The following is a 24,579-nucleotide window of genomic DNA, read 5'->3' as shown; positions in this document are numbered from 1 at the left end:
CTGGATTAGGGGACCTCCGCGGATGACCGGCGAGACGAATCTGCCGGGCGACGAGTCGGCAACCGCACAGAGCGAACTCGAAGCGCGCCTCGACGTTCTCGCAACGTTCAACGAAGTCATCGCCGACGTGACCGAGACGGTCGTCGCTGCATCGGAACGTGAGGATATCGAACAGCACGTCTGCGACAGACTCGTCCAGGCGAAGTCGCTGCAGTTCGTCTGGATTGGGACCGTCGACGAGGAGACGACGACCATCACACCAACCACGTGGGCGGGCACAGAAGACGGGTTTCTCGACTCTATCGACCGCTCTGTAACTGATTCAGACTCGACCGGGAACGGCCCTACTGAGCGTGCAGTCCGTACAGCGGCGGTCCAGACGACCAGCAGTATCGCCGACGACTGTGGAGACGGTCCGTTTCGGGACGCTGCACTCGAACACGAGTTTCGTTCTGCGGCGTCCGTCCCGCTCACGTACGACGGGGACCGATACGGCGTCCTCACGATGTACGCAGCCCACGACGGAACACTGGGAGACGAGTTGGCCGACCCCATCGAGAACCTCGGCAACGCGGTCGCTCAGGGCATCGAGTCACACGCCAGACGCGAGCGAGAGCGCGAACTCGAACGCCGTGAAGCGGCGTTTTCGCGAATCGTCGAAGACATCGAGGAGTACGCTATCTTCCGTCTCGACGCCGAGGGGTGTGTCGAGAGTTGGAATCGCGGTGCCGAGGCCATCAAGGGATACACGACCGACGAGATTCTCGGTGAACACGTTCGGACGTTCTACACGGACGAAGACTGCGAGGCAGAACTACCGAATCGACTCCTCACTACCGCGCGACGCGACGGCCGTGTCGAAGACGAGGGGTGGCGAGTCCGCGCCGACGGCTCTCGGTTCTGGGCATCCGTCGTCATCACCTCATTGACCGACGACGATGGGAACGTCCTCGGGTTCTCGAAGGTGACCCGCGACATGACCGAACAGAAACAGCGAGAGCGACACCTGAACGCAGTGTTCAACAGCACGTTCCAGTACATGGGGCTTCTCAACCGCGATGGAACGGTCCTCAGGGTCAACGACGCCGCACTGGAGTTTGCCGACACCGACCGTGATGCTGTCGTCGGCTTCCCCGCGTGGGAGACGCCGTGGTGGCGCGGTGACGACCAGCGCGTCGCCGACCTCAAAGACGCCATCTCACGGGCCGCCAACGGCGAGTTCGTCCAGTACGAAGTCGAGGTTACCGGTGGACCGGACGAACCAACCGCGACCATCGACTTCTCTCTCACGCCGGTGTTCGACGACGATGGTGACGAGGTCGTCTTGCTCGTCCCCGAGGGACACGACATCACCGACCGAAAAGAGCGTGAGCGTGACCTGCGACGCGAACGAGAGCGGTTAGAGTTCGTGAACCGAATCATCCGCCACAACCTCCTGAACGGCCTCAACGTGGTCGGCGCTCGTGCCGACATCGTCGGCGACTTCGTCGACCCAGAAGGCGAGTCACACCTGCAGACGGTGCGGAGTAGAGTCGACGAGATGACCGAACTCGTCGGCACCATGCGGACGTTCATGAAGGTCATCGTCGAACGAGAGTCCCACGAGTTCGAACCCCGGCCACTTCACGACGCAATCGACCACGGCGTCTCGACACTCCGTTCGGAGACGGACGACGTGGAGGCGTCCGTCGGGAGTGTTCCCATCGTACTGGTGATGGCCGACGACTTGCTCGACGAAGTCGTCGAACATCTCCTGAAGAACGCGGTGCAACACAACGACAAACCCGCTCCGGAAGTCCACGTCGACGTGACGGTCGGTGACGAGACAGTCGACCTCTGCGTCTCAGATAACGGTCCCGGAATCCCGGACGAAGAAAAGCGCCGAATCGTCGACCAGCGAATCGAAGACCTGTCTGACCCCGGGAACGGATTCGGCCTGTTTCTCGTCCGCGAAATCGTCGACGGGTACGGTGGCGACGTTCGTATCGAAGACAACGACCCGACTGGGTCGAGGTTCGTCGTGACCTTGCCACGAGCGTGAGAGAAGCGCAACTCCCGGACACACTCCCGGTGCCGTGCACCACCATCCCGAACGTCTCAGGATGGTCGCTGGGGAGAGTAAATTCCACCTTCCCCGATGGGTAGATATATATCTGTCCGATGAAACTGTGTGTTCGATACGATGGTCACCGAACGCTCGGCGGGGGGGCACCCGGACCACCGGGTTACCGAGCAGACTGTTCTCGTCGTCGACGACGACGAAGACCTCGCTGACACCTGTCGATACTGGCTCGACGGCGAACGCTTCGCCGTCGAGACTGCCTACGGAGGCGAAGAGGCACTCGACCGCCTCGACGACAGTGTCGACGTCGTCCTTCTCGACCGACGGATGCCCACCGTCTCGGGTGACGACGTCCTCGACGAGATTCGGGCCCGAGACATCGACTGCCGCGTCGCGATGATGACGGCCGTCGAACCGGATACGGATATCGTCGACATGCCGTTCGACGCGTACCTCGTCAAACCCGTCACCGAGACGGAGGTGAAAGAGACCGTCGAGGAACTCCTCTTTCGGTCGAGTTTCGAGTCCGAAGTCCGTGAATACTTCGCGCTCGAATCGACCGAAGCAGTCCTCGAAAGCCGTGAGGTCGACGAACTCCGCGAACCTGACGCCCTCGACGAGTTACGCAGCAGACTCGACACCGTTCGTGCCGAACACGAGGCCGCGATTCGGAACCGCGAACGGCAACTCGACCGCCTGAGTCGCGTCAACGGACTCATCCGCGATATCGACAGGGCGCTCATCGACGCACGGACACGAGACGACATCGAACAGACCGTCTGTGACGCCGTGGCGAACGCCCACGAGGCCGCCTACGTCCTCCGGCGAACCGCGGCCGGCGGACTTCGATGTACCGCACAGACGGGATTCGACTGCGAACCATCTGCGGTCGACCACAGTTTCGTCGATGCCGTCTTCGACGCCACCGACCCCGACGACGTGTACGTCTTCGACGACATCTCTGCTGCCCACCGAGACGCCGTCTTCGGAGACCGAGCAGACGACGTCGGCGACGTATCGGGGCTCTGTGTCCCAATCGCCTACCAAGGAACGCTGTACGGTGTGCTCGCCGTCTACGACGAGCGAGGGGAGTTCGACGACGAGTCGGCATCCCTGTTTTCCGACCTCGGTGCGACCGTCGCAAACGGCATCAACGCCGCAGAAAGCAAGCGTCTCCTCAACGGCGACAGCGTCGTCGAACTCGAATTTCGCGTCGGTGCAGACGCGGACGTTCTCGCGGCACTGAGCGCGGACGCCGGGTGTGACATCTCACTCGACGGTGTCGCGCAAGTCGGCGACGGCGTCACCTGTTTCGTCACCGTCGGTGGCGTGTCGGCGAGCGACGTCGTCGAGAAGGCCGTCACCTACGACGAAATCACAAAAGTTCGAATCGTCACCGACGGAACCGACGAGTCGGTGTTAGAAGTTCGAATCGACGAGGCGTCGCTCCTTCTCACGGCAATCGACCACGGTGCGAGCATCGAAGCGCTCGCGCTCTCCAACGGGAGTGGAAGCCTCGCACTCCACGTCGCGGCAGACGCTGACCACGGCGCGCTCGTCGAGGCAGTCTCCGGGTCGGCACCCAACGTGTCCGTCGTCGCCAAACGAGAGGTCGAACAGACGGCGCAGTCGACAGAGTCCTTCCGCCACGAACTCGACGGAAAACTGACCGACCGGCAGAAGACGGTCCTCGAGACGTCGCTCGTCTCGGGATACTTCGAATGGCCACGCGGGAGTACGGCAGAAGAGGTCGCCGACTCGCTCGGCATCTCGCCGCCGACACTCCACGAGCACCTCCGGGCCGCAGAGCGGAAGCTCATCGAGACGTACTTCGAAGAACTGAATCCGGCTCCAGCAGACGACTGACCGTCCGCTTACTCGACTGCGACTTCCTGCGTGTCGCCAGTAAATCTCGCGACTGCGTCGAAGATATCTGTCTTCGTGACTGGTTTGGTGAGAACGGCGTCAACGGGGAGTTCAGACAGTTTGTCGCGTGGCGTGGCACTCAGCATGACGACCGCCGGTGGGTCGGGGTCAGACTGGCGGTGTAACTCTTGGAGGACCGTCTCACCGGGGAGTCCGGGCAAGTTTCGGTCGAGAAAGACGACATCGACGTCTTCGTCGAACGCCTGGAGGGCCTCACGTCCGGAGTACGCGACTCGAACGTCGAACTGTCGCTCGAGCCACAGCGCCAGACTGTCAGCGAGTGCTACCTCGTCGTCGACGAGGAGGATGGTCAGCGCGTCAGTGGATTGAGCGTGTGTCATCTCTCGAATCGGTGGAGGGGCAGGCGATTCACCCGTCGGTCCTGTGCCTGGGAGGCCAGTACCGGGTCGAGCAGCGTACTCACGCGTCGTTCATGCGCTTGGCCCGCGTGTCACCGCACCGAGTACACTGCGTCACCCGGTACGGTTCGCGCGAGAACTGGCGGTTCTCGCGTTTTCGACTCTCGGTCTTTATCTCGATAGAGACATCGTGCGGCGTCCGCGACTCACAGGATGGGCATTCTTCGACGAACTCGTTGTGACGGGGACTGCTTTTACTCTTCGACATAGAGGGGTCGTGGTAAAAGCTACGGGCGCTGACGGGTTGAACGCAGAGCCTAATCAGTTTGGGCCGACAGAATGTTTCGAGAAAATCCGGGCGCCGTCGGCCAATCGAACTCACTCTGCAGCGACTATTTTCTCGTCGTACTTGTCGCGGAACTCTTGGATGAGCGTGCCCATCTGGGCGTACCAGTCGTTGAGCATCCGCTGCATCTCGTCTGCGACCTCGTTCGGGTCGGTCGGGAGGTAGACGTGGTAGTAGCCGCCGTGTTCGTAGTTGACCTGTTCTTTCTTGATGAGTCCAGCCTGGAGGAGGCGCTGGATGGAGCGGTACGCAGTCGAGCGTTCACGCTCTACGGCCTCTGCGACTTCGTCGACGGTCATGGGGTCCTCTGTTTCGACGAGGACCTCGAAGCACCGTCGGTCGAGTTGTTTGAGTCCGTGGAGACACTCGAGGAGCCCCTCACACTGCATGTCTGATTGCAGATATTCGACCATCGAGCTAGCCATTATCAGGTGGCGGTACGTGGCCAGCCTTCAAAAGGGTTTGTATGCTTTGTACAACACCGACTCGAAAAACGAGGCCGAATTAGGAGTGGGTGCGGCGCGGGTTCCGAGTTAGTCCGCAGTGGACGTTGTGGCAGTCGTGCGTGCTCGCATGCTCTTGAGGGCGCTGTAGACGACGGCGCCAGCGACCATGAGCGCAGACCCGAGAATCAGCGCGAGGCTGACGTAGTCGAGAACGCCCATTCCGAGGTAGTTCCCGGCCTGGCGGACTGCAACTGCGGTTGCACCGAGCAGGAGCATCAGACCGAAGTAAATCTTGATCTCGTCTTCGTTGACGATGGAGGTCGCCGCAGAGCCAACGCGGGCACCGAGGGCGGAACCTGCTAAGAGCGGTGCGACGATCGAGAGGTCGACACCACCGGACTGCGCGTAGAGGAACGACCCGATACCGCCCGAGAACATAATCTCGAACAGGTCGGTCCCGACGGCAATCGGCACGGGAACACCAATCAGGTAGAACAGCGCAGGCATGCGGATGAAGCCGCCACCGACGCCGAGGAAGCCCGAGAGGAGACCGGTCGCGAACGCAACGATGAGGATCATCCAGAGCGACACCTGAATACCGCCACGGAGGGTAATCATGGGCGGGAGCGAGTAGCTCTGAATCTTCTTGGCGATTTCTGGGATGTCGTCGGCGTTGATTTCGGCGTCGGCGTCGACGTCGTGGCTGACACCACCGTCACCGTTGCCGCCCTTCAGGGCTTCGTAGGTGACGAACGCGCCGATACCACCGAGCAGCAGCACGTACGTGATGCTGATGATGTTCCCGGCGAGGCCCAGTTCTTCGAGGTGGAGGACGATTTCTTTCCCGACTTCGAGGCCGATCGTCGTCCCGATAATCATCGAGACACCGAGTTTGTAGTCGACTTGCCCGAGGTCACGGTGTTTCAGCGTCGCGATGACGGAGGTCCCGAAGACGAACGCGAGGCCAGAACCGACGGCCACGCGCGATGGATATCCCATCACGAGCAGCGCGGGTGTCACGAGGAACGACCCGCCCATGCCGAAGAACCCGAAGAGGATGCCGATAAGGAGGCCAAAACTCGCGAACATCGCTAGCATCGCGGCCGAAATTCCGAAGAGTTCGAACACGGCTATTCTCCACCGAGAAGCTTCATCACGGCCGAGCCAAGCGCGCTCTCTAACACGCCGTACCCGACGTACAACACCATCGCCTCGACCAGCACGAGACCGACGAGTGCCGCTGCCTGGGCATTTCCAGACAGCGTTTCGATTCCGAACATCTTACCTGCACCCCGCGAGGGGATTTGCTGATATTGTACGAATCATGCTTTCCTGTACAGTGCTGGCTAACCGGAGAGAGGATATAACGCTTTTGGGAACACCGTACAATACTATATCGCTATTGGATATGCATAAGTTATGAATTGGACATAGAAATACCGCCAATACTCGCCTAAATTTGTACCACAGAGTGTTACGAACAGATTTAGCCGCTATCTATGACACAGTAATATTTCATGTCATGTGCAACACTCTATCACTGCTCGATGGCGCCGGTCAGGTCCCTTCACAGCGAACACGGTGAATGAAGTGTGAGTAAGGAGAGATGGGGTGAGGTTGGGTGAGGTTGGGTGAGGTGGGGAGAGGTGAGACAAGGTGAGGCGAGATGAATTGAGATTACGACGAGACGAACGTGCCGAGCGAGCGAAGAACGAGGCTGTGGGAAGATGTCTTGCGACCGGTCGGAGAGCCGAGGTGGTGGCGAGTGGAAGAACAGAGTCGGTGTGATGGGTCCGACGAAGCAGATCGAGTAGGAGGCGAGTCGGAGAGAAGTGAGTCGGAGACCGCGGGTTGCTTAATCGGCGGAGGTTCCGCGGGCAGCACTGTCGGCTCGTCGAGCGCGCCACAGGCCCTGCAGATATGCACCGGCGAACATCCCACCGATGGCGATGAGGATGGGGTAGTTGCCGACACCGATGCTCGCATAGGCGGCACCGGGGCAGATACCGGAGATACCCCACCCGACGCCGAAGATGACGCCACCGACGACGACGTTCTTGTCGAACGACTTCAGGCGGCGGCCGTACCTCGCACCGGTGAGCGGTGCCTTGTCACCGAACAGTTCGGCGAGTGCGAAGACGGTCCCAGTGACGACTGCGGCGCCGCCCATGACGAAGACGAGGCCGAAGTCGTCGAACTGGAGGAAGTCGATGACGACTTCCGGTCGAGCCATGTTGCTCAACGCGAGCCCGAACCCGAAGATGAGGCCGCCGAGGATGACGACCAGCATGAATCCGAGGCCGTGTTCGTCGTCGCTCATGGCGACACCCCCATCGCCTGCAGGAGTTGTGCCACGCCGATGGCGACGAGCATGAAGGTGGCGACGTTGACGAACGAGGTACGCGAGCGAGAACCGACGCCGCAGACCCCGTGGCCGGACGTACACCCTTTCCCGATGCGGGTTCCGATACCGACGAGCACGCCACCGACGGCGAAGCGCCACGGTTGGACGTCCGAGACCCACCATCCGTCACCGAGTGTGACGGTGTAGATGGCGGCACCGGCGATGATGCTCAGGGTGAAGACGACGCGCCAGTCGCGTGACGTGACGTACTTCGCCTTGTTGAACCGGGGGAGGTCGGACACGTACGAGAGCGTCGACTCGAGGAACGTGCTCGCACCTGCGATGATGCCCGTCCCGAGGTAGATAATCGCCGTCCCCAGACCGATGAGGAGACCACCGAGCGCGTAGTGCGCGATTCCGTTCGGGAAGAGGCTATCGACGAGAAGCGGCGTCAGTCCCGTCATTTAGTTCGTGAGAGCTTCGTTGCTGGCCGCGCAGTTGTTCGGGCCAAGCTCGAGTTCGAACGCGCGGTCGTCGTCCGACGTTTGCACACCGAGGTTGGTCTCGATGATGTCGATGTAGTTGGCCGGGCGAGGTGGCATGTCCGAGAGGATGAACTCGACGAACTCGTCTTTCGGCAGTGAGAGTGCGCCCATGTTTTCCTTCAGTTCCCCGAGCGTGGCCGTGTAGCTGCCGTCTTCGGCGGGGATTGCCGCATCACTGAAGTGAGCGGAGGCGACCACGAAGTGGTCGTCGTGGCTCAGGACGCGCTCTTGAAGCGAGTCGTAGAGCATGCCGGCGGCGTCCGGGGCACCCTCGTCGCCGTCTTCGAGGTCGGGGCGAGCGACCGACTCGATGAAGAGGCCGTCGCCCGTGAAGAGGACGTTGTCGACTTTGTAGGTCGTCATGCCGGTCGTGTGGCCGGGCGTGTGAACCGCTTCGATTTCCGTGTTGCCGACGGTGAGCGTCTCGCCGTCTGCGATGGTCTCGTACTCGACGTCGTAGTCGACGCCGCGGCCTTCGGCGGCTTCAGGGATGACGCCGGTGACGCCCTCCTCTTCGACCAAGGTACGGACACCGCTGATGTGGTCCGCGTGGATGTGCGTGTCGATGGCGTATTTGAGTTCGGCGCCCATCGCCTTCGCGTCTGCGACGTACTCGTTCGAGAAGTAGCGAAGTGGGTCGACCACAGCGGCCTCGTCGCCGTCGACGATGAGGTAGGCGAGACAGCCACTGGAGGGGCGCTGGTACTGTGCAACGACGGCGTCGCCGTCGGTCTCCAGTTCGGTGTACTCGTAGATGCTAGCCCACCCGTTCATCCCGCGTTCGAGGGCGACTGCGTCGTAGCCCTCCTGGATGAGCAGCCCGGCGACGTACTCGGACGACGAGCCCTTGGCACAGAGGACGACGAACTCCTCGTCCTCGGGAAGGTCCTCGTAGATATCGTCGCTGAGGTCCTCGTCGAGGAAGTCGAAGTACGGAATGTTCACGTGCGAGACGTTTTCGCCCTCGATGCGCCACTTCTCGTGTTCGGATGGCACGCGGTTGTCGAGGATGGTGAGTGCTTCACCGTTGTCGATGCGCTCTTTGAGCGTCTCGGGTTCGATGACGGGGACGTCGGTTTCCAGTTCCGGGAGGTCTGGAGCAGTCATGTATGCATCACCCACTATTAGATGCCTCGACTTAAGAGTTTGCATAGTCGTTCGTCTTTACTACAATACTAAATCGGCCGTGAGACCACTCACGAGTAAGTTTGATTGCGCACTCGTAATGCGCTGAATGGTTCTACTTGGCGATTGAGAGGGATACTGGAAATGAGATGCGAACTGAACTGGATATTGTATAGTCTACCCAAGAACCGACACACTTTTAGGAAACACCCTGATATTGTGGGATACACCCAACACAGGTGAACGCAAAAATGAGTGAGTACGAACCTACCGAAACCCTCGACGTGAAAGGACTGTCCTGCCCAATGCCTGTCGTCAAGACCCGCGGTGCGGTCGACGACCTCTCGTCCGGAGAGATTCTGGAAGTCGTCTCGACCGACTCCGGCAGTATGAGCGACCTGAAGGGCTGGGCTGACAGCACCGACGGTGTCGGCATGCTCGACCAAGAAGAGTCCGAGGAAGACGGACAGGCACTCTTCCTCCACTACATCCAGAAGGAATGAGCGCAGACGCCGACGCCCCTGTCGATACGACGAACGCCTCCATCGAAGAACTCCAGGCTCAGATTCAGGCGCTGGAAGACGAGGTCTCAGAACTTCGCGAGGCGACCGACGACAGTGGGCAGAAGTCGATGACCATCATCGCGACGAAAGGCACGCTCGACATGGCCTACCCGCCGCTCATCCTCGCGAGCACGGCGGCTGCCTTCGGGTGGGACGTCGTGGTTTTCCACACGTTCTGGGGGCTCGAAATCCTCCACGAGGAGAAGTCGAAGAACCTCAAACTCAGTGCAGTCGGCAACCCGAGTATGCCGATGCCAAACGCCATCGCTGCGTTGCCGTTCATGGACAACGTCGCGACGAGCATGATGGAAAAGAAGATCAAAGAAAACGGGACTGCGACCATCGAGGAACTCATCGAGACGTCCCTCGACATGGGCGTCGACCTCCAAGCGTGTCAGATGACCATCGAACTGATGGGTTACGACGAAGACGAGTTCTACGACGGTGTCACCACCGGCGTTGGCGCGGCGACGGCACTCCAGCACATGGCTGAGGCCGACGTCCAACTCATGATCTAATCGGCGTTCGTCACCTGACGCTTCCCCCACCCTCCATCGACCACTTCAGCTCCCACCACCACCACCGCTCCCACCACCACCACCGCTCCCACCACCAACCGTCTCCGAAACCGTCGCAGGCGCGTGCTTCCTCCGCGCCCGCTTAGACGTTCCACCCACCGTCGAAAGAACGGAACCGGTCGAGGTCGTGTCCGAACAGGACGTCTCCGCCGGTCCGCCGTTCCAACTCTTTTACTTTCTGAAGACTGTCGAACCAGTGACGGTCACTCCAGAGTAATCCGGGGCCGAGCGGCACCTCGTCCGTGTAGTTCCCCTCCACGTAGCACTCGTCACCGGCAATGAGTACGTCGCCCTCGGGAGTCTCGATGTGCGCACCCATCACGCCCGGAGTGTGGCCCGGCAGGTGGTAGAGTCGGAATCCGTCGAACAGCGTGTGTTCGTCGCCGTGGACGACGTTCCAGTTGAGTTCGTGGTCGAAGTCCGAGGCGAGGTAGGCAATCGACCCCTCCGTCGTCTTCGCGGAGTAGTACGCGAACTTCAGTTCTTCCTCGTGGACGTACACTGGCACGTCTGTCCCGGCGAACTCGGCGAGACCACCGGCGTGGTCGAGGTGGAGGTGGCTCATCACCACGCCGTCGATATCGGCTATCGAATAGCCGACCGCGTCGAGGTCGGCTTCGAGCGTGTGTTCTGCGGCATCGACGTGCGAGAACGCTTCGTACAACGGTGCAGGCCAGTAGCCGTTCCCTGCGTCCGGATTCGACCCGGTGTCCCACAAGAGTGTTTGGTCAGAGCCGTCGATGACGGCGTTCCAGACGACGAACTCGGCCATCTCGTGGTCTGGGTTCGGATTCGATGCGCTGCCCATCGAGTAGCCATCGAGGACGTATCCCATGTCTGCGTGGACGCGACCGCGGTCGACCAGGTGGACGCTAATGTCACCCATACCCACACTAAGGATGGAGCAGGGATAATTGTTAGTTCAAAAATAGGTTCCAGCAGTTTAGATGACGTTCTGGAGGATACCACCGTCGACGACGACAGACTGTCCGGTGATGTTCCGGTTCGTCGCAAAGAACACTGCGAGTCTCCCCATGTCTTCGGGCGACTGGTCACGGCCGAGTGGGATGACCCGCTCGATGGTGTCTTTGTAGTCCTCTTCGAGCGTCGGCGTCAACACCTTGTTCCACATCGGCGTGTCCACGATACCGGGACAGATTGCGTTCACCGTCACGTCGTCACCGGCCAGTTCGAGCGAGAGCGACTTCGTGAACCCTAACACGGCGTGTTTCGAGGCGCAGTAATGAGCTAATCCCGCCGCACCAATCGACCCCGCAATCGATGCGGTGTTGATGATGGTCCCGTTCGATTCTTTGAGGTGTGGAATCGCCGCTTGCGACACGAGGAAGACGCCCTTCACGTTCACGTCCATCACCGAATCCCACTCTCCTTCTTTCATCTCCTCGACTGAATCGACGGTGATGATGCCTGCGTTGTTACAGAGCACGTCGATGCCGCCGAACTCGGAGACGGTCTCTTCGACCATCGCGGACACTTGGTCGGCGTGTGTCACGTCGCACTCCACGATGTGGGCTCGCCGGCCGAGTTCTTCGACGCGTGCGGCGACCTCTTCGGCGCGTTTTGCACCACCGACTTCTTTCGAAGACTGTTGGTTGTACTCCGTGTCGAGCACGTTCACGTCCGCGATGACAACGTCGCTTCCTGCTTTTGCGAGTTCTACGGCGATTCCTTCGCCGATTTGGCCACCTGCACCAGTTACAATCGATACCTTACCACCGAGTGGGCTGTCTGTTGACATTGTCCACAGCACGTTACGAGAACCTTAATGGTAAATGATGATATTGTGGCAAACGAGGTGTTGAGACTGAGACACAACAAAATTCCTGAACGGCAAGGACGCGACTGATTCCCTGTCGACGGTCAAAGCCTGACGGGGGAACTGCGTTACTGGCCCGGTTGGACTTCTTCGTACGGCTGGACGATGACGAACCCGTCGTTGCCCGCGAACTGAAGCTGGTACGTCTCGCCGGACGACCGGCCGAGGAGGCTCTTGATGTTCACGTCACGTTTCGTCGACGGCGACGCGTTGCCGCTCCACGCGACTGTCGCGTTCGGGTCGGTGCTCACGGGTGTCTCCAAGACGATGGGCTTCCCGTGGGTCGTGATTGCGACGTGGCCCGGGCCTTCGAGGAAGACGTTGAACAGTCCGCCAGTCGACGCGCCGGCGATGCTCTTCAGCATCTTGATGTCCCAATCGATGCTGGACTCGAACGCGAGGACGTCGTTGCCGTTGACGCTAATCTCTTGGCCGGCGTCGAGTTCGAGAATCTGGACTTCTTTCCCCTGGTCGGCGAGATAGAGGTGGCCCGCCCCGGAGGCTTCCATCATCACGTCACCTTCGCCGGTGGCTTTCTTCTTCAACATCCCTTTCAGGCCGCCAGCAGACTTCCGTTCGAACGAGATATCACCGGTGTAGCCGACCATCGACCCGGCTTTGGCCATGACCGAGCCATCGAGGGTGATGTCGAGGAGCTTCGAGTTCTCCAGTTCGAACGTCTTGCCACTGTCCTTGGGTGCGTGTGTGTCGACGAATTCTTCGAGTTGCATGATAGTCACCGAGTCTGAATCGACTCTGGGTAGACGACTCTCTGGGCACCGTAAAACTCTGTTCGCCGGAAAATGGTGAGGTAGTGACGAGTTAGAGACTGCCTTGCCGGTAGATGAGGTTGCGCTGAATCTCGTTGGCACCCTCGTAGATGACCGGAATCCGGACGTCGCGGTAGACGCGGGATATCTTGTACTCGTTGAGCACCGACCGCCCGCCGTGGAGTTGCATCCCTCGTTCGGCGACGTCGACCGCCATCTCGGTCGATTTCGTCTTGGTTGCCGCGGCCCAGAAGCCAGCGTCCTCGTTGTTTGCGACCTTCTCGGCGGCACGCCAGTTGAGTGCGCGCGCCGATTCGAACTCCATGCGCATGTCGGCGAGGATGTGCTGGACAGACTGGAACTCCGAGACGCTTCGACCGAAGGCCTGTCGGTCGTGGACGAACTCCCACGCCTCTTCGATGGCGGCGGCAGCGAGTCCGATGCCGTGGCCTCCAACGACGATACGGCCGTGGTTGAAGAAGTCTGCGAGCATGTAGAAACCGCCACCCTCGGTGCCGATGAGGTTCTCTTCGGGAACCTCACAGTCGTCGAAGACGATGTGCCCCTGTTTCGACGCGCGCATACCCATCTTCTCGGGGATATGTTCTGCCTCGTAGCCCGGCGTGTCGGTGGGGACGATGAACATCGAGTAGTTGGAGTAGCGGTCGTCGGAGTCGCCGGTCTTGGCGTAGACCGTGAGCCAGTCTGCTTCGACGGCGTTGCCGACCCAGTACTTCTCACCGTTCAGGACGTAGCCGTCGTCGGTCTTTTCGGCCGTCGTCTCCATGCCGGCCATGTCAGACCCGGTCTGGGGTTCGGAGACGGCGAGTCCCGAAATCTGTTCGTTCTCGGCGACAGGGCGAAGCCACTGTTCTTTCTGTTCTTCCGAGCCGTAGTGCTGCATAATCTCGCACCCGAAGGAGGCGAGTTGGAGCGTCAGCGCGATGCCGGCGTCGGCACGATAGAACTCCTCAGAGATGGCGAGAATCTGCTGGAGGTCGAAGCCTTTCCCACCGTACTCCTCGCTGATGTCCTGTGCGACCAGTCCTGCGTCCATCCCCGCCTGGAGGACGTCGTGCGGATACTCGCCGGATTCGTAGTACTCCGCTGCGACGGGTTCGATGTGCTCTTCGGCGAACTCGCGTGCCTGTCGTTTGACGGCGCGCGCGTGCTCGGGCACGATTGATTCGTCGAGTAGTTCCATACACCGTCGTAGGGCCGAACGGCCAAATACTGTATGGAACCAGTACAAACTTCAAACTAATTTATTGTGTGCCACGGGACACGGTGACGACGCCTGAAAACGACTCCTGAAAAAATCGAGGGAGCGTCGACGCCTCAGTTCTGGTCGGGCGCGTCCTCGTCGGGCGTCTTCCCTTCGATGAGCGACGAGTCGTCGTACTCCTCACGGAGCACCTTCTTGTCGAACTTTCCGGTCGCCGTCTTCGGCACCTCGTCGATGAAGACGACTTCGTCGGGCGTCCACCACTTGGGGAACTCCGAGCGCACGAGGTCGACGACTTCGCCTTTGAGTTCGCCTTCGTCTGTTCCCGCCTTCGGGACGATGAAGGCGACGGGGCGCTCTTGCCAGCGTTCGTGGGGTACACCAACGACTGTCGCTTCTGCCACGCCGTCGTGGGCCATGATGGTGTTCTCCAGTTCGACGGAGGAGATCCACTCGCCGCCAGACTTGATGACGTCCTTCGCACGGTCGACGATTTTGACGTAGCCGTCTTCGTCGACAGTCACCACGTCGCCCGTCTTCAGCCAGTTCCCTTCGAAGTCCGTCTCGTTCGCGTCGGGGCGTTCGAAGTACTCTGTCGTCACCCACGGACCGCGGACCCACAGTTCGCCGAAGTCCTCGCCGTTCCACGGCACCTCGTTACCGTCGTCGTCGACGACGCGCATCTCCAGTCCGGGGACGAGGAGTCCCTGCATCCCGCGCTTGTCGTACTGTTCGTCCTTCGAGAGTTCTTCTTCCATTCCCGGTTTGAGGTGGGCGACGGTGCCGACCGGCGACATCTCGGTCATCCCCCACGCGTGGACGACTTCGACGTCGTACTCTTCGTCGAATCGTCGGATGACGGATTTGGGCGCCGCCGCGCCGCCGATGACGATGCGTTCGAGCGACGAGATGTCCGTGTCGTGTTCGTCGAGATAGTCGAGGAGGCCAAGCCAGACCGTCGGCACCCCTGCGGTCATCGTCACGCCCTCTTCTTCGATGAGTTTCGCGAGGTCTTCCGGCGTCGGTGACGGGCCGGGATAGACGTGTTTCGCACCGGCCGCAGTCATCGAGAACGGCAGGCCCCAGGCGTTGACGTGGAACATCGGGACGACGGGCATGACGACGTCGTCTGCTCCGATGTCGAGCGCCGACTGCGGGAGTGTCGCCATCGTGTGTGCCCAGAGCATCTGCTGGGAGTACTCGACACCTTTCGGCTTGCCCGTCGTTCCGGAGGTGTAGCACATCCCCGCCGGTTGGTCTTCCGGCAGGTCCGGCCAGTCGTACTCGTCAGAGTGGTCGCCGATGAACGACTCGTAGTCGGTCACTGGGTCGAGGTCGGTGTCGGGGACCTCCGACGCCATCACGACGAACTGCTCGACAGAGGTGAAGGCGTCTTCGTCGACTGCGCCGGCGAGTTTCGGCGTGAGCGAGGGGTCGACGAAGATGATGCGGTCTTCCGCGTTCTCGACGATGTACTGGATGTGGTGGTCGGGGAGAAGCGGATTGATGGTGTGGAGTTGCGCGCCCATCGACGGGATACCGAAGTAGGTCTCGAAGTGTCGGTTGTGGTTCCAACAGAACGTCGCTACTCGGTCGCCGTCGCCGATGCCCGCGTCGGCGAGTGCGTTGGCGAGTTGGGCGACACGGCCCTCGTACTCCGAGTACGTGTAGCGTTCGAGGCCTTCGGCGGTTCGAGAGACGATTTCGCGGTCGGGGAAGAGTTTGCCTGCACGCCACAGAAACGGTCGAAGTGTCTGATTGGTAGCACCTACCATGTGTGTCAGTTGCGGTAAAACCTAATGATTGTTTGGACGGATACCGGCAAGACGCGGGCTATTGATTTTCCAGCACGCGCTGGAGCGTTCACTCTTCGTCGTGAGTGAGTGACGCTGCTCCGTCGTTCGTGGCGTTCTCCGCAGTGGACTGTCCGTCCGTGTCGTCGGCAGTGCGCTCGTCTTCTTCCTCGAAGCTTTCGACGGTTGCGTCGTCTGCGTTCGCGCCAGTGGTTGTATCGTCTGTGTTCGCGCCAGTGGTTGTATCGTCTGCGTTCGCGCCGGTGGTTGGGTCTTCTTCGCCTCCCTCAGTCTCGGTTTCGGCTGCTTCACGCTCAGCCTCGACGGAGCCCTCGTCGTCGTGTGTCTCGTCGGCGACTTCGTCTGCAGTCTCTTCTTCCGCCTCAGCGACACCGTCGTCGCTCTCTGCGTCGTCGACAACCTGCAGGTCGCTCTCAGACTCTGCGTCACCGTCGCTTCCTTCGCCAGTCCACTCCGGTTCCGCTTCCGTGACTGGCCGGGCGTCCGTCAGCAGTTCGCGGACTGCTGCTCGGTCGATGGTCCCCGAGACGGTCCGCGGAAGTTCGTCAGTCGGTTCGACGAGACGGGGAATCTTGAACCCGGCAAGTCGCTCGCGGCAGAACGCATCGAGTGCGGACCGGTCGAGAGACATCTCGGGGTCGCTGAGGACGACGAGGGCGCTCACGCGCTCTCCCCACTCTTGGTCAGGAATTCCGAGTACCACCGCGTCGTCGATGGGTGGGTACTGACGAAGGACGTCGACGACTTCGCCGGGGTCGACGTTCTCGCCGCCGGTGATGATTCGGTCGTCCTTGCGGTTGAGGACGTACAGGAGGCCGTCTTCGTCACGATAGCCGATGTCGCCAGTTCGAAGACCAGCGTCGGTGAACGCATCTGCCGTCGCGTCGGGGTTCGCGTAGTATCCCGGTGAGACGGTCAGTCCGGAGACGACGATTTCCCCGGCGGAACCGGGTTCGATGGAGTCACCGTTCTCGTCGACGATGTCGAGGTCGACGAAGTAGAGTGGCCGTCCGACGGTTCCAAGCGACGAGAACGCCTCACGAGGGGTCGCAGTCGCGATTTGCGAGGCCGTCTCGGTCATCCCGTAGGTCGGGTAGACCGGAACCGAGTAGTTCCGACAGCGCTCGATGAGTTCGTCCGATGCAGGTGCACCACCGAGGAGGACGACGCGGAGCGAATCCGAGAGCGTCCCTCTGCTGTCGAGCATCCGTTTGAGCATCGTCGGAACGACAGAGACGCCCGTCACGTCGTACTTTCCGATGTCGTCGGCCGCGCCGCCAGCGTCGAACCCTTCGCGGAGCACGATGGTCGTCCCGTACAACGGACTTCGGAGAATCGGTCCGATGCCACCCATGTGGTGCAACGAGAGTGTGACTAACCAGCGGTCACCCGGTGTGAGACCGAGTCTGAACGACGACGCCATGGCGTTCGCCAGAATGTTCCCCATGGTGACTCGGACCGCCTTCGGGGTCCCTGTCGTCCCCGACGTGAACAGGAGCAACATCGTCTGCGAGAGGTCCCACTGGGCTGGTTCGATACTCTTCGGGGCGATAGACGAGAGGTTGATGACGCCTTCCCAGCGAGGCTCGTCGACGGAGACGACAGGGACGTCTACCGTCGCTTCGACGGCAGTCGACTCTGTCGACTCGCCACAGACGAGTACCGTCACGTCTGCGAGTTCGAGGTTTCGAGCGACTTCGTCCGGAGTCAACCGCTCACTCATCGGAACCAGCGTCACACCGAGACGACCGGCCGCGTAGATGAGTCGGACGTAGTCGATGCCCGGGTCGAGGATGACACCGAGGTGGTCACCAGCCTTGACACCGAGTGCGGCGAGTTGCCCCGCCGTCTCCGTGACGAGTGAGTCGAGTTCGCGGAACGTCCACGAGTCACCGGTCGGTGCGTGAATGAGCGCCCGTTGGTCCGGCGTCGTCGCGACGCGGTGTGAGAGCCAATCGCGTGTCGGGCCGGAGAGGCCCGTCGTCGTCGGCGTGTCGCCGTCATCTGTCGTGTGTTCTGTCATCGGATAACTCCGTGTGTCCGGGAGGCCGCCGGTCCGGGGACGAGGACCGACGACGAGTGAACCTGCCGTGGAGGGCGGCAGCCTACACTAATGGGAGACGAACTCCACGAGTACGCCACCAGTCGATTTCGGGTGAAGGAACGCCACGTCGTGTCCCCACGCTCCCGGGCGCGGTTCCTCGTCGATGAGAGTCACACCTGCGTCACGGGCGGTCTGGAGTGCGCCCTCGATGTCGTCGGTTTCGAGAGCGATGTGGTGGATGCCCGCGCCGTTCTTTTCGAGGAACTTCCCAATCGCGCCGTCTTCGTGGGGTTCGAGCAGTTCGAAGTACCCGTCTTCGAGTTCGAGGAAGACGACGGTCATCCCGTCGAACGTCTCCTCGTGGGCCACCGGTGCGTCGAACAACTCCTCGAACAACGCAGCCAACCCCGCGGCGTCCGGTGTGGCGATTCCGATGTGGTCGAAGTGCATGCCTGCATTTCGTTGGGCACAACGGATAAAGCCAGACGATTCGTTAGTCATGTCATGATAGTAACCACAACAGAGACGGTCGCGGGTCGAGAGATTACAGAATCTCTCGGAACTGTCCGCGGGAACACGGTTCGTGCGCGTAACGTCGGCCGCGACATCACACAGGGGCTTCGAAATGTCGTTGGCGGCGAACTCAAGTCGTACACTGGTCTCTTGGCCGACTCGCGTGACGAAGCGACGGACCGAATGATAGAAGACGCAGAGTCGATGGGTGCAGACGCCGTCGTCAGCGTCCGGTACGTCACCGCAGAAGTCGCACAAGGTGCCGCAGAAATCCTCGCCTACGGGACCGCAGTGAAACTCGCCGAACAGTCGAACGCCGATGTCGCGTAAGCGGGGATAGCCTGTGGGCGACAACCGTGACCCTGCGAGTGAGACGGGTCGGTTTACGTCTGCCGTCCTGCGAGTAGCTGTCGCCCCCGAGACGTTCGCCACGTTTCTCGTTCTCGCCCTCGCGTGGGTCGCCGGCTTTGTCGGCGTCCTCCCGAAAGAGGTGTGGGTCGTCGATTTCCCCGCACTAGCTGGGGCGCTCTTCTTCGACACGCTCGCGTTCAACGAGTTCGGGATTCGGGAGAACGCAGTGTTCTACCCAGCACTCGTGGTGTTCGGGTATCTGGAGGCGATGGTCGTCGTGGCGGGCGTTCAGTACCTTCGGCGTCGGCTCGGCCGGGTGAATCTCGCTGGCTGAAGCGTATCGTTGGTTGGACAGTCAAAAACTGAGTGCGGGAGGGCCGAAGCGTGGGACGGATGGAGGGCCAAGCGACAGCGGGTGGAGAGACCGGCTGTAGCGAACGTGGGTGCCGGCTTAGTCGCGGGTCGTCCGCGCAACCGTCACCTCGACCGGCAGGCCGGGAACGGCGACTTTCATCGTCGACTGTTCGAGGCGAGAGACGACGACGCGAACGACGGCCACGAGGCCGACGAACGCAGTCGCCGCGACGAGCGACAGCACGGGGTAGCTAACGACGACGACCACACCGACAGCGAGTGCCAGCATGATGGCCTGCACCGTGAACGACGGTGCGGGGCGATGGTGTCGTGGAGGGTAGTCGGAGACGGTACGAGAGGTTCTGGAGTGTCTTCGTGACATCTGTGTTCTGGTAGGGACAATCGGATACGATACCGGGGGCTCTCGGGTGATGAGAAGCCCCACGACGCGCCGGCCGAGCGGCTGTGCGCCGCTATAGTGGTTGGAACCGCGATAACAGCGGGAACGACCGGGCGTGTAACAGGGGGGTCAGAATCCAATAAGAGGCATCGTCAATCCTCGTTAGTGGCCACTCGGGCGCCGATATTATATTTTATTAGCTGAGTGAAAGTATAAAACGAGTGACTAGTTGTCGCGGTGCGTGTGAGCTATGCTCACGCCATTCCGGGGTCGTGTTCGCCGAACTCTTCGCGAAGGACGCCACAGATTTCGCCGACAGTAGCGTACGTCTTGACTGCCTCGACGATGGGTGGCAGGAGGTTCTCGTCGGAGTTCGCGGCGGCGCGCACGGCTTCGAGCGCGTTCTCGACGGCCTCGCTGTCGCGTTCGTCTTTGACTGCCTCGAGTGACTCGACCTGTTTTTGCTCTTCTTCTTCGGAGACTTCCTGTACTTCGACCGTTGGCTCCTCGTCGACCTGATACTCGTTGACGCCGACGATGATGCGCTCGCGCTCTTCGACTTCGCGCTGGCGTTCGTAGGCCACGTCCTGAATCTCACGCTGAACCCACTGGTTCTTGATAGCGTCGAGCATCCCACCGCGTTCGTCCACCTCGTCCAAGATATCGAACGCCTCGTCCTCGATTTCGTCGGTCAGTGCTTCGACGTAGTAACTTCCAGCGAGTGGGTCGATGGTGTCGGCCGCACCGGACTCGTGGGCGAGAATCTGCTGGGTTCGAAGCGCCGTCCGAACGGATTGCTCCGTCGGCAGCGACAGTGCTTCGTCTTTCCCGTTGGTGTGGAGCGATTGCGTGCCACCGAGGACGGCCGCGAGCGCCTGATACGCCACGCGAACGACGTTGTTCTCGACTTGTTGGGCGGTGAGCGTGGAGCCACCGGTCTGCGTGTGGAACTTCAGTTGCATCGACTTGGGGTTCTCCGCCCCGAAGCGCTCTTCCATAATCTTCGCCCACATCCGTCGGGCGGCGCGGAACTTCGCCACCTCTTCGAGGATGTTGTTGTGCGCGTTGAAGAAGAACGAGAGTTGGGGGGCGAAGTCGTCTACGTCGAGGCCGGCATCGACTGCGGCCTGCACGTACTGGATTCCGTCGCCGAGCGTGAACGCGACTTCCTGTGCTGCCGTCGACCCCGCCTCACGGATGTGGTATCCGGAGATGGAGATGGTGTTGAACTTCGGCGTCTCCTCCGCACAGAACTCGAAGATATCGGTGATGAGCCGCATCGACGGTTCCGGCGGGTAGATGTAGAGGTTCCGCGCGACGTACTCTTTCAGAATGTCGTTCTGGATGGTCCCACGGAGTTCTTCGCGGGGAACGCCCTGTTTGTCGCCGAGTGCGACGTACATCGCGAGGAGCACCGACGCAGGGGCGTTGATGGTCATCGAGGTAGAGACGTCGCCGAGGTCGATTCCGTCGAACACCGTCTCCATGTCGTGGAGACTGTCGATGGCGACGCCCGACTTCCCGACTTCGCCGGCGGCCATCATGGCGTCGGAGTCGTACCCCATCTGGGTCGGCAGGTCGAACGCGAGCGAGAGACCAGACGACCCGTTGTCGATGAGATATCGGAAGCGCTCGTTCGTCTCGGCGGCCGTGCCGAACCCCGCGTACTGCCGCATGGTCCAGAGTCGGCCACGGTGCATCGTCGGGTAGACGCCGCGTGTGTACGGCTTCTCACCCGGGAATCCAACGTCTTCCTCGTAATCGAGGTCGACGTCTGCTGGCGTGTACAGTCGGTCCACGACGTTGCCACCCGTGTCCGTCGTGAACTCGTCTGCTCGTTCCCCGAACCGTTCGAGTGTCGGCGAGAGCGTCTCGTCCTCCCACTGGGCTTTCGCCTCCCGAATCTGGTCGAGTTCGTCGGGATCAAACATGGTCGAAGATGAGAGACGGCCTAACTTAAGCGTAGGCGGGTCACCGGAGTTCGGTAACGATTGCCACATTCGATACGGGAGCGTGTGCTGATTCGTGCTGGATTTTGGGGTGAACACCCGAATGAGGAACCTGAAGGCCCTATTTCGTGGACTCACGTCAACAGAGTGTGAGATTTATCGGTGATGCGAACGCGATACTCGTATGGATATCCTTCCCGACGAGACCAAGCGATTCCTCACCGCAACCGCGCCCGACCACGACGAGATACAGTCCGAGATGGCAGCGTACGCGGCCGAGAACGGCTTCCCAATCATCGGTCCCGAGGCGGGCGGCGTCCTGCGCTTTCTTGCCCACCTCGCAGATGCGACTCGACTGTTCGAGTTTGGCTCGGGGTTCGGCTACTCTGCGACGTGGTTCGCCAAAGGAATGGCCGACGACGCGGAGTTGTTCTTGACCGAACACGACCCCGACGAACTCGACATGGCCCGTGACTTCCTCGGGCGGGCGGGACTGGCCGACCGGACGACGTTCCTCGAAGGCGACGCAGTCGAGTTGGTCGACACGGTCGACGGCGAGTTCGACCTCGTGCTGTTCGACCACCAGAAGCACCGGTACGCCGAAGCGTTCGAGACGGTCCGTGACCGGGTTGCAGTCGGTGGTGTGGTCGTCGCGGACAACGTGATGCGCGGCCCCATCGACTTCGGGGCACTCGTCGAGTGGGGCGATGGTACAGCCAGAGCGCTCGATGGGACCAACGCCGACACGCGCGGTATCGCGGCCTACCTCGACGCCGTCCGTGCCGACGCTCGATACGATACCATCGTCCTCCCCGTTGGAAACGGCCTCGCCGTCAGCACCCGAGTCGAGTAGTCGAGTTCAGGGAACGACGAGGGTCGCGTCTGTAGACACGTCGCCAGCGACGTTCGCCACGCTTTTGAGAGCCGACCCCGACCCTTCGGGTATGTTTGGAGGCGGCGGGATGAACCCGCGAAAGATGAAGCAGATGATGAAGCAGATGGGTATCGACGTCACCGAGCTCGACGCCGAAGAAGTCGTCATCAAGACGGCCGACGAAGAGCTCGTCTTCACCGACGCGCAGGTCACGCGCATGGACGCGCAGGGCCAGGAAACCTACCAGATCGTCGGCGAACCCGAGACGCGCGAACTCGGTGCAGGCGACGACGACGCAGACGAAGCGGCAGCCGATGCAATCCCGGCAGACGACGTCGCCATCGTCGCCCAGCGTGCCGGCGTCCCTGAAGACGAAGCGCGCGAAGCGCTCGAGGCCGAAGACGGCGACCTCGCCGCGGCCATCGCACGACTGGAGTGATACTCCTCGTTCACGGCGACCGGGAGTACCTCCGAGCGCCTGGTGACGAGTTACACACGGACCTCGGGATGCTGACCGTCCCCGAGGACGTCGAAGCTGGTGAGACGCTCGAAACCCACATCGGTGAAGCGTTCCTCGTCCGCGAACCTCGCGGACCGGACCTGTTCAACCACTTCGAGCGCACCGGTGCCCCGATGATGCCGCGCGATATCGGCCTCATCGTCGGCCACACCGGCATCGCCGCAGGTGAACACGTCCTCGACGCGGGGACAGGAACGGGCGTCCTCTCGGCGTATCTCGGCCGACTCGGCGTCGACGTGACGACGTTCGAGCGCAACGCCGACTTCGCTGACGTCGCCCGCGAGAACATGCGCCTCGCCGGTGTCGAAGAGTTCGTCGACGTTCGGACGGGAGACATCACCGACGAACTCGACGACCTTCGCGACCACGATTTCGACGTGCTCACCCTCGATACGGAGAACGCTCCGGAAGTCGTCCGTGAGGCACCGGACCTCCTCGTAACGGGAGGCTACGTCGCCGTCTACTCACCCTTCGTCGAAGGGACGCGTGCGACAGTCGAAGCAGCGCGCGAAGCAGGCCTCTCGGACGTGGAGACGTTCGAGACGATTCAGCGCCACATGGACTTCGGCGAGCGTGGGTCGCGCCCGTCGACCGCTGGCGTCGGCCACACTGGCTACCTCGTCTTTGCTCGCAACGAATAGCCGACGGCGGACCGCTGCGAGGTGAGGAACGCCTCACTCCATCCGTCGAATCACGCGGAACAACTCTTCTCTGAACCGTTCCGGGTCGAGTGCGTCGTGGAGTGCGTCGGCAGTCTCGCTCGCCCCGTCGAGAACTTCTTTGGGATACGCGCCGCCCAGTAGCAGATACTCGCCCTCGTGGGGAGTGACAGCGAGGTAGGCGTCTGCCGCGAGTCGAACACCGGCGAAGGTGACCGTCGTCTCGTAGTGGATAACTTCGGCTTCACCGTCGGGGACTGCGAGCGAGCGACGCCAGTTTTCGTGGATGGCTGAGAAGCCGCGCTCGGTGAGTTGGTCTTTGAATCCCGAGGCAGCACCGTTCACGACGAGTCGGGTGAGCGCCTTCGACGGCGGAGTTCGCGGTCGGACTTCCAGACGGGTCGCAAAGAGGAATCGCCACGGACCGTCCGCGGTGGCAGGGACGCGTTCGCGAATCGAGGCGTCTTCGTAGATGACGGTCCGCGCGAGAACGTGGATAAACCCGAGTTCGAACGGCCGGTCAGTCGATTCGTCGACGCGGACCCATCCCTCGAGGGGAGGAAGTGTCGGTGGGGGCGGCACATCGGCCATGCACCCACTACGGACGGAGAGAGGAAAAAGGCGAACCGCTCAGTGGTCGTCTTCGCGCCACTTGTGGTCGCACTCGACACAGGTGAAAAAGCGCGTCTCGGACTCGTCGGCCGAGCGAATCTGCTTCATCTCGTAGCGGGCCACGTCGTGGCCACAGCTCGGACAGATGGCCTTCGTCGTCGGGCCGATCTCGCCGGCGTCGACGTCGGACATATCGACGACTTCGCTCGACTCTTGGCCCTCGGTGGTGACCATCGTCTTCTCTTTTTCACTGTCACGTGCCTTCTCGTGGCCGTTCGAGCAGACCCAGACACCGTCCTGCGGTGTCATGAGGGACCCGCATTCGTCGCAGAACTCCATGATACTACGTCCTACCGCTTGAGG

At 61.3% G+C, this 24,579-nt stretch carries 28 protein-coding genes; 9 read left to right on the top strand and 19 right to left on the bottom strand.

Annotated elements, in window-relative coordinates:
* Positions 1-22 precede the first annotated feature (22 nt).
* Both GJR98_RS11260 and GJR98_RS11255 read left to right on the top strand, forming a co-directional pair.
* Positions 23-2,041 carry a sensor histidine kinase gene (locus GJR98_RS11260; protein WP_151138495.1) on the top strand — a complete coding sequence of 673 codons (2,019 nt, stop codon included), beginning with the start codon at positions 23-25 and terminating at the stop codon, positions 2,039-2,041.
* A gap of 141 nt (positions 2,042-2,182) precedes the next feature.
* On the top strand, positions 2,183-3,928 hold the full coding sequence (locus tag GJR98_RS11255) for a bacterio-opsin activator domain-containing protein (RefSeq protein WP_151138493.1): 1,746 nt from the start codon (positions 2,183-2,185) through the stop codon (positions 3,926-3,928).
* 8 nt (positions 3,929-3,936) lie between these two features.
* Here GJR98_RS11255 and GJR98_RS11250 read toward each other — a convergent pair whose 3' ends face one another.
* The 8 genes from GJR98_RS11250 to GJR98_RS11220 form a co-directional block, all read right to left on the bottom strand.
* A complete protein-coding gene (locus tag GJR98_RS11250) occupies positions 3,937-4,329 on the bottom strand; it encodes a response regulator transcription factor (protein ID WP_151138491.1) in 393 nt (130 codons plus the stop codon).
* Between the two features lie 79 nt (positions 4,330-4,408).
* Positions 4,409-4,615, bottom strand: coding sequence for a DUF7835 family putative zinc beta-ribbon protein (locus tag GJR98_RS11245; protein ID WP_151138489.1), 207 nt, complete (start codon positions 4,613-4,615; stop codon positions 4,409-4,411).
* Between the two features lie 110 nt (positions 4,616-4,725).
* Positions 4,726-5,106, bottom strand: a complete 381-nt coding sequence (locus tag GJR98_RS11240) for a helix-turn-helix domain-containing protein (RefSeq protein ID WP_151139432.1) — start codon at positions 5,104-5,106, stop codon at positions 4,726-4,728.
* A 120-nt stretch (positions 5,107-5,226) separates the two neighbouring features.
* Positions 5,227-6,273: a sulfite exporter TauE/SafE family protein gene (locus GJR98_RS11235; RefSeq protein ID WP_191965487.1), complete on the bottom strand. Its 1,047-nt coding sequence runs from the start codon at positions 6,271-6,273 to the stop codon at positions 5,227-5,229.
* Positions 6,270-6,419, bottom strand: coding sequence for a DUF7512 family protein (locus GJR98_RS17505; RefSeq protein WP_191965453.1), 150 nt, complete (start codon positions 6,417-6,419; stop codon positions 6,270-6,272). The genes GJR98_RS11235 and GJR98_RS17505 overlap by 4 nt, the downstream gene beginning before the upstream one ends.
* 575 nt (positions 6,420-6,994) lie before the next feature.
* On the bottom strand, positions 6,995-7,459 hold the full coding sequence (locus GJR98_RS11230; protein ID WP_151138487.1) for a DUF6691 family protein: 465 nt from the start codon (positions 7,457-7,459) through the stop codon (positions 6,995-6,997).
* Positions 7,456-7,947 (bottom strand): YeeE/YedE family protein, encoded by a 492-nt coding sequence (locus GJR98_RS11225; RefSeq protein ID WP_151138485.1) that lies wholly within the window; start codon positions 7,945-7,947, stop codon positions 7,456-7,458. The genes GJR98_RS11230 and GJR98_RS11225 overlap by 4 nt, the downstream gene beginning before the upstream one ends.
* Entirely contained in the window at positions 7,948-9,135 is a 1,188-nt protein-coding gene (locus GJR98_RS11220) for an MBL fold metallo-hydrolase (RefSeq protein ID WP_151138483.1), read from the bottom strand.
* Between the two features lie 269 nt (positions 9,136-9,404).
* Here GJR98_RS11220 and GJR98_RS11215 point away from each other — a divergent pair, with 269 nt between their 5' ends.
* Positions 9,405-9,656 carry a sulfurtransferase TusA family protein gene (locus GJR98_RS11215; protein ID WP_151138481.1) on the top strand — a complete coding sequence of 84 codons (252 nt, stop codon included), beginning with the start codon at positions 9,405-9,407 and terminating at the stop codon, positions 9,654-9,656.
* Positions 9,653-10,234, top strand: a complete 582-nt coding sequence (locus tag GJR98_RS11210) for a DsrE/DsrF/DrsH-like family protein (RefSeq protein ID WP_151138479.1) — start codon at positions 9,653-9,655, stop codon at positions 10,232-10,234. Before GJR98_RS11215 ends, GJR98_RS11210 begins: the two co-directional genes overlap by 4 nt.
* Positions 10,235-10,376: 142 nt before the next feature.
* Here GJR98_RS11210 and GJR98_RS11205 read toward each other — a convergent pair whose 3' ends face one another.
* The 7 genes from GJR98_RS11205 to mce form a co-directional block, all read right to left on the bottom strand.
* Complete coding sequence (locus tag GJR98_RS11205) at positions 10,377-11,180, bottom strand: N-acyl homoserine lactonase family protein (RefSeq protein WP_151138477.1); 804 nt, start codon at positions 11,178-11,180, stop codon at positions 10,377-10,379.
* A gap of 57 nt (positions 11,181-11,237) precedes the next feature.
* A complete protein-coding gene (locus GJR98_RS11200; RefSeq protein ID WP_151138475.1) occupies positions 11,238-12,053 on the bottom strand; it encodes an SDR family NAD(P)-dependent oxidoreductase in 816 nt (271 codons plus the stop codon).
* A gap of 146 nt (positions 12,054-12,199) precedes the next feature.
* Positions 12,200-12,862, bottom strand: coding sequence for an AIM24 family protein (locus GJR98_RS11195; protein WP_151138473.1), 663 nt, complete (start codon positions 12,860-12,862; stop codon positions 12,200-12,202).
* Positions 12,863-12,953: 91 nt separating this feature from the next.
* Positions 12,954-14,105 (bottom strand): acyl-CoA dehydrogenase family protein, encoded by a 1,152-nt coding sequence (locus tag GJR98_RS11190; RefSeq protein ID WP_151138463.1) that lies wholly within the window; start codon positions 14,103-14,105, stop codon positions 12,954-12,956.
* Positions 14,106-14,239: 134 nt separating this feature from the next.
* Entirely contained in the window at positions 14,240-15,901 is a 1,662-nt protein-coding gene (locus tag GJR98_RS11185; RefSeq protein ID WP_151138461.1) for a long-chain fatty acid--CoA ligase, read from the bottom strand.
* Between the two features lie 88 nt (positions 15,902-15,989).
* Positions 15,990-17,963: an o-succinylbenzoate--CoA ligase gene (gene menE, locus GJR98_RS11180; protein WP_151138459.1), complete on the bottom strand. Its 1,974-nt coding sequence runs from the start codon at positions 17,961-17,963 to the stop codon at positions 15,990-15,992.
* A gap of 87 nt (positions 17,964-18,050) precedes the next feature.
* Positions 18,051-18,434 carry a methylmalonyl-CoA epimerase gene (gene mce, locus GJR98_RS11175; RefSeq protein WP_151138457.1) on the bottom strand — a complete coding sequence of 128 codons (384 nt, stop codon included), beginning with the start codon at positions 18,432-18,434 and terminating at the stop codon, positions 18,051-18,053.
* Positions 18,435-18,488: 54 nt separating this feature from the next.
* Here mce and GJR98_RS11170 point away from each other — a divergent pair, with 54 nt between their 5' ends.
* A complete protein-coding gene (locus tag GJR98_RS11170) occupies positions 18,489-18,827 on the top strand; it encodes a YbjQ family protein (protein ID WP_151138454.1) in 339 nt (112 codons plus the stop codon).
* A gap of 13 nt (positions 18,828-18,840) precedes the next feature.
* Positions 18,841-19,182, top strand: a complete 342-nt coding sequence (locus GJR98_RS11165; RefSeq protein ID WP_151138453.1) for a hypothetical protein — start codon at positions 18,841-18,843, stop codon at positions 19,180-19,182.
* Positions 19,183-19,299: 117 nt separating this feature from the next.
* On the opposite strand, the gene GJR98_RS11160 is transcribed toward GJR98_RS11165, so the two are convergent.
* Together GJR98_RS11160 and GJR98_RS11155 are read right to left on the bottom strand one after the other, a co-directional pair.
* Positions 19,300-19,584, bottom strand: a complete 285-nt coding sequence (locus GJR98_RS11160) for a hypothetical protein (protein ID WP_225316394.1) — start codon at positions 19,582-19,584, stop codon at positions 19,300-19,302.
* A 272-nt stretch (positions 19,585-19,856) separates the two neighbouring features.
* Complete coding sequence (locus GJR98_RS11155) at positions 19,857-21,533, bottom strand: acyl-CoA mutase large subunit family protein (protein WP_151138451.1); 1,677 nt, start codon at positions 21,531-21,533, stop codon at positions 19,857-19,859.
* Between the two features lie 202 nt (positions 21,534-21,735).
* Between GJR98_RS11155 and GJR98_RS11150 the strand changes: the two genes are divergently transcribed.
* The 3 genes from GJR98_RS11150 to GJR98_RS11140 all read left to right on the top strand — a co-directional run bounded on the left by GJR98_RS11150 (position 21,736) and on the right by GJR98_RS11140 (position 23,586).
* Positions 21,736-22,404: an O-methyltransferase gene (locus GJR98_RS11150; RefSeq protein WP_151138449.1), complete on the top strand. Its 669-nt coding sequence runs from the start codon at positions 21,736-21,738 to the stop codon at positions 22,402-22,404.
* A 91-nt stretch (positions 22,405-22,495) separates the two neighbouring features.
* On the top strand, positions 22,496-22,864 hold the full coding sequence (locus GJR98_RS11145) for a nascent polypeptide-associated complex protein (protein WP_151138447.1): 369 nt from the start codon (positions 22,496-22,498) through the stop codon (positions 22,862-22,864).
* Entirely contained in the window at positions 22,861-23,586 is a 726-nt protein-coding gene (locus tag GJR98_RS11140) for a methyltransferase domain-containing protein (protein WP_151138445.1), read from the top strand. Before GJR98_RS11145 ends, GJR98_RS11140 begins: the two co-directional genes overlap by 4 nt.
* 33 nt (positions 23,587-23,619) lie before the next feature.
* Here the strand turns inward: GJR98_RS11140 and GJR98_RS11135 are convergent, their stop codons facing one another.
* Entirely contained in the window at positions 23,620-24,195 is a 576-nt protein-coding gene (locus GJR98_RS11135; protein WP_151138443.1) for a DUF6517 family protein, read from the bottom strand.
* A 39-nt stretch (positions 24,196-24,234) separates the two neighbouring features.
* Positions 24,235-24,555 (bottom strand): transcription factor S, encoded by a 321-nt coding sequence (locus GJR98_RS11130; protein WP_151138441.1) that lies wholly within the window; start codon positions 24,553-24,555, stop codon positions 24,235-24,237.
* Positions 24,556-24,579 lie beyond the last annotated feature (24 nt).

Origin of the sequence: Haloferax marinisediminis (assembly GCF_009674585.1) — an archaeon.
In the GTDB taxonomy this organism is placed as follows: domain Archaea; phylum Halobacteriota; class Halobacteria; order Halobacteriales; family Haloferacaceae; genus Haloferax; species Haloferax marinisediminis.
The sequence above is the reverse complement of the archived record's forward strand: the minus strand, read 5'-3'. Positions and strand labels throughout refer to the sequence as shown.